Source organism: Desulfatiglans parachlorophenolica, from assembly GCF_055394735.1.
Map to the genome: position 1 here is coordinate 4,326,919 of NZ_AP042460.1, position 8,616 is coordinate 4,335,534.

An 8,616-nucleotide genomic window follows, 5' to 3' on the forward strand; every position below is an offset into this window, starting at 1 on the left:
GCCGAGTTCATTGATCGTGTCCTTTCGGCAGCCGTGCAGAGGTCAATAAATTTTCGGCTTGTGGAAAATTTTTAGCGTGCGAGGATGAAGCGGAGGGCGGGAGGCCCCAAGAGGCCCCCGGCCGGGATGGGGTTAGCGGTTTTGATCCTGGTAATGCCACGGCATGAAGGTGTGCGGGGAGGACTGCAGGGCTTTGGTATTCTTCAGGAGCCATGTGAGGTAGTCGAGCGGGTTGACGCCTGAAAGTTGACATGTGTGGATGAGGCTCATGAAGAGATCCCCGACATAGGCGCCGCGTTGCGTCTTGTAGAAGAGGGAGTTTTTCCGGTGTAGGATGGCGAACTTCAGGGCCCTTTCACAGATATTGTTGTCCAGCGGGGCTCCAGGCACCCTGAGAAAACAGGTCAGTTCCTTCCAGTGTTTGAGGAGGTAGGTGATCGCCTTCCCCAAGCCGGAGTTGGGCTCCACGGTCTTCTCCGCAAATTGCTGATGGCACCACGCCTCGAGAGCTGTCATGACGGGCTCAGTGTTGAGCCGATGGTAAGCCAGTCGATCCTGTGGAGACATCTTTTCGCTTTTGGCGATCGCCTCATGCATATAGACCGTTGCCAGCTCGTTGATCACATGAGCGCAGTCGTCCGGGAATCGCTCGACCAGTTCCACGAACTTCCTGCGGGCATGGGCGAGGCAGTTGGCCAGGATCGTCTGAAAGTCCTTGGATACGTTCCGGCTCAGGGCATCGCACATCTGAATCGGTGGTGGGAGCCCCGTTGCCCGGCGTTTCAACAGGTCGTGCAGGTTTTCCCCGGCATGCTGCCTGCCGGTCATGAACATGGCGACCTGATGGCCCTCGGATTCGGTGACCATCCCTGTGGTGAAGATCCCTTTGCGTTTGCTGTCCGGATCCTGCTCTTTGAGGAAAGCGAGCACCTTCGCGGAGGTGTCATCATTGTGGAGCAGCGTGCCCTGCGCGGCGAATGAGACCATGGCATCCATGACCGGGGCCAGAGCTACGGCTGCGGTATCGAGGATATCCCACTGGGTGGAGGCGGGCAGAGGTTGGCCCAGATTCCTTTGAAGGGTCTCGATCCGGTTGAAGGGCATGCCGCAGCCATACTTCAGTATCGCCAGCATGGGCGTAGCGGAATCGTCGTATTTTTGCTCGGATATCCCTTCGGGCAGTTCGGGGGTGAAGATATCTCCGCACAGATTGCAGCGTAAGCGGATTCGCTCATAAACGGTGGCTTTGAGAGGGGCTGTTCCAACGATATGAACAAAGACCGACGGCATGGCCAGCTCGTATAGTTTACCCTTCTCACAGCTTGGGCAGGGGTCCCCCGAGTTCAGAGCGGGGTGTTCGATGCGCACCCTGGCAGCGCCGGTGTACTGGCCTGCGCCGTTTTTCCCGTGCCCCCGGGGTTTTGGTTTGGCGCCTTTTTTCCGGACCGGTTCGGTTTTATCCTTGAGGATGTTTCGGGCTGTCTCGGTCGGGGCCCCCAGCAGGTACTTGCACAGCCGGCCGATGGAGGTTTCTTTCTCGGCAAGCACCTCCCGCAGACGCGCCACCATCTCGGCAAGCCCCAGGAGCACGTCGTAGTCCGAGTCGGTCAGGTTCCGTTCTTTGATGCGGTCCTGGAGCGCTTCGAACTCGCCGGCGGATATCACCAGCTTTTTGGGTGATTTTTTCATCGGCACAAGACCTCCCTGAACCGGCGCTCAAGCGGATAGAGCCAGATCGTCTTGACCGGTTTGTCACAGGCCTTTTTCCGGTCCCACTTGCCTCGCCCCTGCGTCTGCCCCACGCAGACCCAGTTGGCGGCCTTGTACGAGGCGCCGGTGAAACGCTGCTTTTCGACGAAGGTCTCGAGCAGGGAAGGCCGGTAACGGTAGCGCTCTTCCCACCGATCGGGGAGCAACCGCGCCGTGCGCGCAAGGATCTGTGAGGCAAGATTGAAAGATTTTACCCAGGGCAAAATGAGGAAGCGGCTGTTGTCGATCACCCGGTGTAGATTCTCTATACGCTGATCGTCGCTCCAGCCGATGAACTCGTCGCGCGGGGCGACACGCCAGGCGGCGGCCGAGAAACCCAGAAGCGCAACCAGATGCTGTCCGGCCCAGACCATAAAGCGCATCTGCGCCCCGCCCATGCGGGCATAGCCCAGGTAATGGTATCGGTCGATCAGCTCATTCCAAAGAGGGGATGATCTCCGGTCGACCGGCTCGATCGAAAGGCTTATGCGACCGGGGCCGATCTCGATCGGGGATTGGGGTTCTCCTGTCAGGGTGTGTTGGATCCGCTTGGGCACGACGCGCCTTTTCCTTGGCGCTGGAAGCGGGATGACACCGGCCCGGTACAGGCGCAGCAGGGCAACCCGGCAGCTCATGTCCTTCAATCCGCCGTCGGGCTTTCGCCACTCGGCCCATTCGCAGAACATGCGTGAGAGCTGTGCACGGTTCAATCCCGGCACGCTGGTAACTTGACGGCGGATCCAATCCAGATCGGTTGGCGTGAAGTCTCGACCACAAATGAGCAACCTCTGTAATCCTCCTCTTGGTAAAGGTTGCCCTGCTTATAGCAAAGAACGTTTTTTGTGGCCAGTACTTTTTTGAGGGATGGGTCGATTTTTTTCTATCCGCCGAAAATCCTCCGGGATTTTTTTGAACGGATCGGCGTTCCACAAAAGCTGTTGGAGTTGAGCAGCCGCCAGATCGCGGATGGTGCCCGGGCCGAACTTCCACAAGAAACGACCCCGAGACAAGCGTTTATGGCACAACCAAAATCCCTGGCCATCATAAACCAGGATGCGCAGGGCCTGACGGGACTTGTTGGTAAAGATGAAAAGGGTGCCGCTGAATGGATCCACGGCCAGCTTCTGCCGGCATACTGCCACCAAACCGTCGATGCCTTTGCGGAAATCCACCGGGTCCACTGCCAGCAAGATCCGCATGTGGGCAGTGATCTGGATCATGAGAGAAACTGCCCGAGAATGCTTTCAGGATCGGGCGGTTGACCGGTGCCCGAGAGCCTCAGCCTGCTGCCATCCGCGCGTTCGCACTCGACGACCCATTGGCCGAAGAGGCAGGTGGTGTCCAGCTGGATCAGCTCCGGAGTGGCATGATCAGAGGAGAGACGCTTCTTGAGCTCTGTGAAGGAAAGCCTCAGTCTGCGGCATACCTCGGAAACAGAATGCCCTCTGCATTGCTGTACCGCAGCCTCCCACAACTCCTGCGGGATCAGGGCGCGCTTCTTGCCGCGCTGCCGGCGCCACTCGGCAAACCGGCGTTCGACCTCGACGAGGTCGGGCTGGGAGTGGCTGCTGTATGGGACAGGGTTCCTCGAAGTGGTTTCCATCGCCATCCTCCTTATATAATCCAAATGGGATGGCGCTACCTTATAACATCCCGGCCCCGCGTGTTAAGCACGCCTGCCGGAAGGACACCATTGATCTGAACCATCGTCAGCGCGCCGACAATCGCAATGACGGCGAGCAACCCGCCAAAGCCCAGCATCAGTTTTTGTCTTATTCCAATCATGACCAAGACCTCCACCCACTAACAAAGCACAAGCTGTGCCAATCGCTTAGTCGGCGTAAATGCAACAGGTTACGCATTGTTGGGAAAGAAATCCCTTGTGATGGACAAGGGCGGCTCCGAATCGACCTTGTGTTTTGCAAGGTCAAGGGCGGGGAAGAGAAAGGTCTGGCCTGTTAGATTCCGCTTTGCTTTCGCTTATGCCAAAGGGTGGCCTGGTCAATGCCGAGAATATTGGCGGCTTCTTGGAGGGTCTTGGTCGAGGCGACAACTCGGCGGATGTGATGTTCCTCGATCATCTTCAAGGAAACGTGGTCACCCAATTGGAGCGGTGGAGTATGCGGCGCGATGGACGCGGGAAGATGCTCAACTTGAACAACATCACTGGCGCACAGGATCGCGGCTCGCTCGACCGCGTTGCGCAGTTCGCGGATATTGCCCGGCCACGCATATTGGCGCAGGGCCTCGATGGCCGTGTCGCTGTAGCCTTTCAGCACCTTGTGGTTTTGCGCGCCGAAGAACTCCAACATGTTTCCCGCCAGTAGTTCCACATCGTCCGGGCGATCCATCAGGGGTGGCAAATCGATTTGAATCACATTCAGGCGATAGTACAGGTCTTCGCGGAAACACCCCGCCTGAACCGCTTTATCCAGATCCGTGTTGGTTGCCGCGATGATGCGGACGTCCGCGCGTCTCGTCCGTTGATCGCCCACCCGCTCATACTCACGATCCTGTATGAAGCGCAGGAGTTTGGGTTGAAGCGCCAATGGCAAATCGCCAATCTCATCCAAGAACAAGGTCCCGCCCTCGCAGGCGGCGACCCGACCTGGATTATCGCGGAGCGCACCGGTAAAGGCGCCCTTCACATGGCCGAAAAGCTCGCTCTCGAGGAGTTCGGGGCTCAGTGTTGGGCATGAAATGGTCCCGAACGGCTTATCCGCCCTGTGGCTCCAACCGTGGATGGCGCGAGCCAGTACTGTCTTTCCCGTTCCACTGGGACCTCGCAGCAGGACAACCGCCTCCGAGGCGGCCACTTGCCGCGCGAGTTTCACGGCGCGTTGCATGCCGGGATGTTGTGAGGTGAACGAAACCTCCGGATGCAACCGCTCCAGGTCCTCCTTTAAGGTCGCAATGCGTTGCTCCATGCCGCGAACGGTTGCCACCCGTTCGGTGACCAGTTGGACCTGCTCGGGAGTGAATGGCTTGGGAATGTAATCAGTTGCCCCCCGCCGCATGGCTTCGACGGCGGTGTCGATGGACGCATAAGCCGTGATGACGACGATCTTGATCCAGGGGCATTCGCCGAGGATGGGGGGAATCAAGTCAAGGCCGTTTTCCGTGCCCAACCGCAAATCCACAAACGCCAGGTCGAACACCTGTCTGTCGGACTCCACCCGGGCGTCCTTTCCATTACTGACAGCGGTCACGCGATGGCCGCGCGACTCCAAACAGACCGTGAGTGTCTTGCGAATATTGGCCTCGTCATCGACGATCAGGACATTAAGTCCTTGAGTGTTGCTTTGACTTTTCGCCGTCATGGGTTACTACGCCTCGATCTCATCACATAAACAGTTCGATTCCTGGCGTGCATTTTGAAGAATCAACCTTGCGCACTCCATGCAGTACTTGCGATACGACATATTTTCTTTAACGATCAAGCATTTGTCGCCCTTGCAGATCTCATGTCCGCGATTCCGGCAACAGCTTCTATTGCGCTGGGCGGTTTCAAAGCAGGCGGATACGAGAAGGCGTTTTAGCTTGGGCATAAGTCATTTCCTTGAAACGCGCTCCTGGATTTGGGCTTGGACGGCGTCATTGACGGTCAAGACGCTTTGACAGAAGTGGGCGAGGTTGCAAAGACCGCGTGTACCTGTCCTTACAATTTTCAGCGCTTTACTGGCCAACAAGACCCCGGCGCAAGAAAATACGGAAAGAATTTCGCATAACACCAGAAAGGTCTTTTTTGATGTACTCAGCCGACGGTACTCTACTCCAACCTGCAGCCGGAAGAATTGCTGATACGACGTGTTCTTTGCACATTTTTGATAGGTGGTCAGGGGATGGCTTATCAGCTATTTTCTGTCAAGTCGGGAGTTTTTCCTGATGAACTCGGTGACGAGCGCCTTGTCCCATTTCCCCTCGGCTACGGCGAGTACGGCTTTTTCCAAGTCATCCTCATTGATTCCTACCTGAATTCCATTCAGAAGCATGAAGACGAGAGCTGCTACAGCTCCGGTGCGCTTGTTGCCGTCTATGAAGGGATGGTTTTTAACGATGTGAAACAGGTAGGCGGAAGCCATCGCGTTCAGGTCTTCGTGGAGGTAGCGCCCACCGAATCCGGCTGCTGGCGTTGCGATGGCGCTTTGCAAAAGCCCGCGGTCACGTATGCCGGGTTCTCCGCCGTAGCGTTCGATCTGATCCTGGTGAATGTCGAGGACCTCTGCAAATGATAGAAAAATTGGACGCACGCCCTATTCCGCCAGCCGCTTGAGTGCCCGGCCGTAGCGGGTGTTCACGGATTCGAGCGCTTCCTTGAAGGTTACATTCTGATCTGTGTCCCTGAGCGGTGTGATCACCAGAGACTGGCCGTCTGTGGATATTTCCAAAGGGGTTTCCTTATCGATCTTCAGAAGCTCCAGCACGGCCCGGTCAATCACCAGCGCGAGGCTATTGCCGTGTTTGGTTAGTCTCTTGATCATGGTGCGCCTCCGGGTTGTTCATTGTGAATCCAATGTATTACCAAAGTGCCGGTTTGTCAAGGACCGCTCGCCTTTGGCCTGCTTGGGTCTACCCGAATTCACTCACTAAGAGGAGTTCGAGGGCTTCCTCGAGATGTCCATCTACAAGGTGGGTGTAGATCTGCGTGGTTGACACGTCCGGGTGCCCCAGGGCGCGCTGAACGGCCAGAAGGTCGCTTGTGACCTTGAAGAGGCGGGTGGCAAAGGGGTGTGCAGGCCGTGGGCCGTCCGTTCCTTTTCAATCCCGGCCTTGCGGAGTCGGTAGGAAACGGGGTTGGCAATCCGGCGCCGGCAAAGGCTGGAGGCAAGGAGCGCCTCGCATCGCGGGGCGGCATGCGGCCTACGGTCAGTCAGATAGCGGCGCAACCATGGGGTTATGTCCAGTTACAGTAAAAACCGGCCAAAAACAGAGATGGCCGGGCGGGCGGGGAAGAAGCTGGAAGGGGCCGGAAACGTTTGGACAAAGAAAAAGCCCTGAGCTGTTCTTGCTCAAGGCTTCCTTTTAAATAAAATCGGTGCTTAATCGACCGTATTTTTGTCTGGCTCCCCATGTGCAACCCTTTTCATAACCGTTCTCGTTCTCCGGCTGTTAACCGAAAACCGTTGTGATTCAATAAGCTATCAAATACCAGGCCGTTCCCAGCGGAACGGAAGCGGCGTTGTTTAGTATTTCCGTCAGCCTTTCGGACGCAAGGTTCTTCGTCTTGACATATATCAGCTTCTGTTGTGTTGGTAGCGTCACGGGACATCCCTCTTCCCTCTCAGTCTGCAGCGCATGGACGTAAGAGCGCCCCGCTCTAAAAAAGGTAGCGTGATCTCCTCGTTATTTGTCGTGCAATAGTTCTCAGCAAAAAGCTGCAAATGAGCCGCATCCCGGGCCACATCGGCATCTGCGGGCAGATGTTGCAGAACGGCATCGCTTACAAACATGATAAATTTGCTGCGGGCTCTGGTAAGTGTGACGTTGAACCGGCGCGGGTTTAGGATGAACGCCTCCTCGGCAGCTACGAAATCGCGGTCTGCGACCACGTAACTGGCTATCATAAGGTCGCGTTCCTGTCCTTGGAACCTGTCAACGGTATCGACAAACGGCGGCGGGTCCATCGGCATGCCGGCAGCATCCACTAAGAGGTTTCGGATTGTAGACATCTGCGCTCGATGCGGGGTCACGATGCCGAGGTGTTCCGTCCAGAATTCTTGATCGCCTGGACCTTGTCCGCCGGCTCCCAGGATGCGCCGGTATAGCAAAGCCAGACACGTAACCATTTGGGCTTCGAATGGGTTCGACAATGTCGAAGTATGTACCCCATAGCTCACCACCACAACCGGAAGCTCTGGGTCGAGGAGCCGAAGAAACACATCAGTCCAAGGTAGATTCGCAGGCCAATCGGCAGGGGGCTGTCCTGTCGCTGGTGGAACCACAATGGAGAGTCGGCGCTCAGGGAAGAACGCCTCATATCCTTCGCTGTAGAAGCGTTCTCTTGGCCATCCCGATATCTCGGTGTTTGTCCTATAGTTTCGGTCAAGGGCAACAGGGTCTTTGCCATGGGTTTCACGCATGTACGAAAAGATGCAGTCGAAAAGCCCTTGCGCGCTGTCCCTCATCTCGAATCCGTATATCGGCCCCAATTGTTTGTGGTCTCCGGCTAAGACGAGATGACCATCTTCGCGCATCAGCAAAAAATAGGCCGCAGCGTGAGCGACTGGAATCTGTGATGCTTCGTCCAATAACAGCAGGTCGAACCACTCGGCAACAGGAGTGTCGTTCCCTGATACAGCCTGCGCCACATGTCCCATCTGTTGCCATGTTCCGCCGACGACAATGCAACTCGCTCGTTCATGAATAGCACTTGGCAAGGCGGTGGCGGCAGGTCTCGTCCTGGCCACATCTTCAATCCGTCCGTCTAAAGGGGGCTTGGCTGACTGGCTGCGAAGACGTATAACGCGCACATGGCATGGGGGATTCCCCTGACGGTCCTGCCGCCGTTGAAGAAGATCTGCTACCTCCCTGAGAACATTATCGATAGCGTTATAATTGCTCGCGCCAACGCCAACAACGATGGAATGGCCGGATCGCCACGACTGTTCAATCCAACCGAGGATAATGCCTGCCAGGACGGTCGTCTTGCCGGTGCCAGGCGGTCCCCAAAGAAGGGATAGGCGTTGAGTAAATGAAGCCCGGAAGGCTTCCTCTTGTCTCGGATTAAAAGGGTTCTTCAGATAATTAGACGCCTCTACCAGCAGGTTATCGACTTGGTCCACAGGGCGGGACATTTGCAGACCGTTGGGCTCATACAACAATCCGTGAGCTGGCTCAACCCGTGGATACTGTTTGCGCGCTGCCATG

Annotated in this window: 10 protein-coding genes; all 10 read right to left on the reverse strand. The window is 56.6% G+C overall.

Translation table 11 applies throughout. The features are described 5' to 3' along the window. Positions 1-132: 132 nt before the first annotated feature. Entirely contained in the window at positions 133-1,689 is a 1,557-nt protein-coding gene (tnpC, locus tag ACZ500_RS19995; protein ID WP_464229194.1) for an IS66 family transposase, read from the reverse strand. Next, a complete protein-coding gene (locus ACZ500_RS20000) occupies positions 1,686-2,468 on the reverse strand; it encodes a Druantia anti-phage system protein DruA (protein WP_464233097.1) in 783 nt (260 codons plus the stop codon). Before ACZ500_RS20000 ends, tnpC begins: the two co-directional genes overlap by 4 nt. 102 nt (positions 2,469-2,570) lie before the next feature. After that, on the reverse strand, positions 2,571-2,969 hold the full coding sequence (tnpB, locus tag ACZ500_RS20005) for an IS66 family insertion sequence element accessory protein TnpB (protein WP_464229190.1): 399 nt from the start codon (positions 2,967-2,969) through the stop codon (positions 2,571-2,573). Beyond that, the gene (locus tag ACZ500_RS20010; RefSeq protein ID WP_464227918.1) at positions 2,966-3,352 is read right to left on the reverse strand and encodes a hypothetical protein; all 387 of its coding nucleotides are present in this window, start codon (positions 3,350-3,352) and stop codon (positions 2,966-2,968) included. The genes tnpB and ACZ500_RS20010 overlap by 4 nt, the downstream gene beginning before the upstream one ends. 35 nt (positions 3,353-3,387) lie before the next feature. Beyond that, positions 3,388-3,534: a hypothetical protein gene (locus ACZ500_RS20015; RefSeq protein ID WP_464229216.1), complete on the reverse strand. Its 147-nt coding sequence runs from the start codon at positions 3,532-3,534 to the stop codon at positions 3,388-3,390. Positions 3,535-3,707: 173 nt separating this feature from the next. After that, on the reverse strand, positions 3,708-5,069 hold the full coding sequence (locus ACZ500_RS20020; RefSeq protein ID WP_464229217.1) for a sigma-54-dependent transcriptional regulator: 1,362 nt from the start codon (positions 5,067-5,069) through the stop codon (positions 3,708-3,710). Between the two features lie 534 nt (positions 5,070-5,603). Next, positions 5,604-5,999, reverse strand: a complete 396-nt coding sequence (locus ACZ500_RS20025; protein WP_464229218.1) for a type II toxin-antitoxin system death-on-curing family toxin — start codon at positions 5,997-5,999, stop codon at positions 5,604-5,606. A gap of 3 nt (positions 6,000-6,002) precedes the next feature. Then, a complete protein-coding gene (locus ACZ500_RS20030; RefSeq protein WP_464229219.1) occupies positions 6,003-6,230 on the reverse strand; it encodes an AbrB/MazE/SpoVT family DNA-binding domain-containing protein in 228 nt (75 codons plus the stop codon). An 88-nt stretch (positions 6,231-6,318) separates the two neighbouring features. Further along, entirely contained in the window at positions 6,319-6,438 is a 120-nt protein-coding gene (locus ACZ500_RS20035) for a hypothetical protein (protein ID WP_464233098.1), read from the reverse strand. A gap of 569 nt (positions 6,439-7,007) precedes the next feature. Further along, positions 7,008-8,615 carry a DEAD/DEAH box helicase gene (locus tag ACZ500_RS20040; RefSeq protein WP_464229220.1) on the reverse strand — a complete coding sequence of 536 codons (1,608 nt, stop codon included), beginning with the start codon at positions 8,613-8,615 and terminating at the stop codon, positions 7,008-7,010. Between the last annotated feature and the right edge of the window lies 1 nt (position 8,616).

Bases quoted from the DNA above. Each gene is read 5' to 3' on its own strand.
- tnpC (WP_464229194.1), bottom strand. From the start codon at position 1,689: ATGAAAAAATCACCCAAAAAGCTGGTGATATCCGCCGGCGAGTTCGAA.
- tnpB (WP_464229190.1), bottom strand. From the start codon at position 2,969: ATGATCCAGATCACTGCCCACATGCGGATCTTGCTGGCAGTGGACCCG.
- ACZ500_RS20010 (WP_464227918.1), bottom strand. From the start codon at position 3,352: ATGGAAACCACTTCGAGGAACCCTGTCCCATACAGCAGCCACTCCCAG.
- ACZ500_RS20015 (WP_464229216.1), bottom strand. From the start codon at position 3,534: ATGATTGGAATAAGACAAAAACTGATGCTGGGCTTTGGCGGGTTGCTC.
- ACZ500_RS20020 (WP_464229217.1), bottom strand. From the start codon at position 5,069: ATGACGGCGAAAAGTCAAAGCAACACTCAAGGACTTAATGTCCTGATC.
- ACZ500_RS20030 (WP_464229219.1), bottom strand. From the start codon at position 6,230: ATGATCAAGAGACTAACCAAACACGGCAATAGCCTCGCGCTGGTGATT.
- ACZ500_RS20040 (WP_464229220.1), bottom strand. From the start codon at position 8,615: ATGGCAGCGCGCAAACAGTATCCACGGGTTGAGCCAGCTCACGGATTG.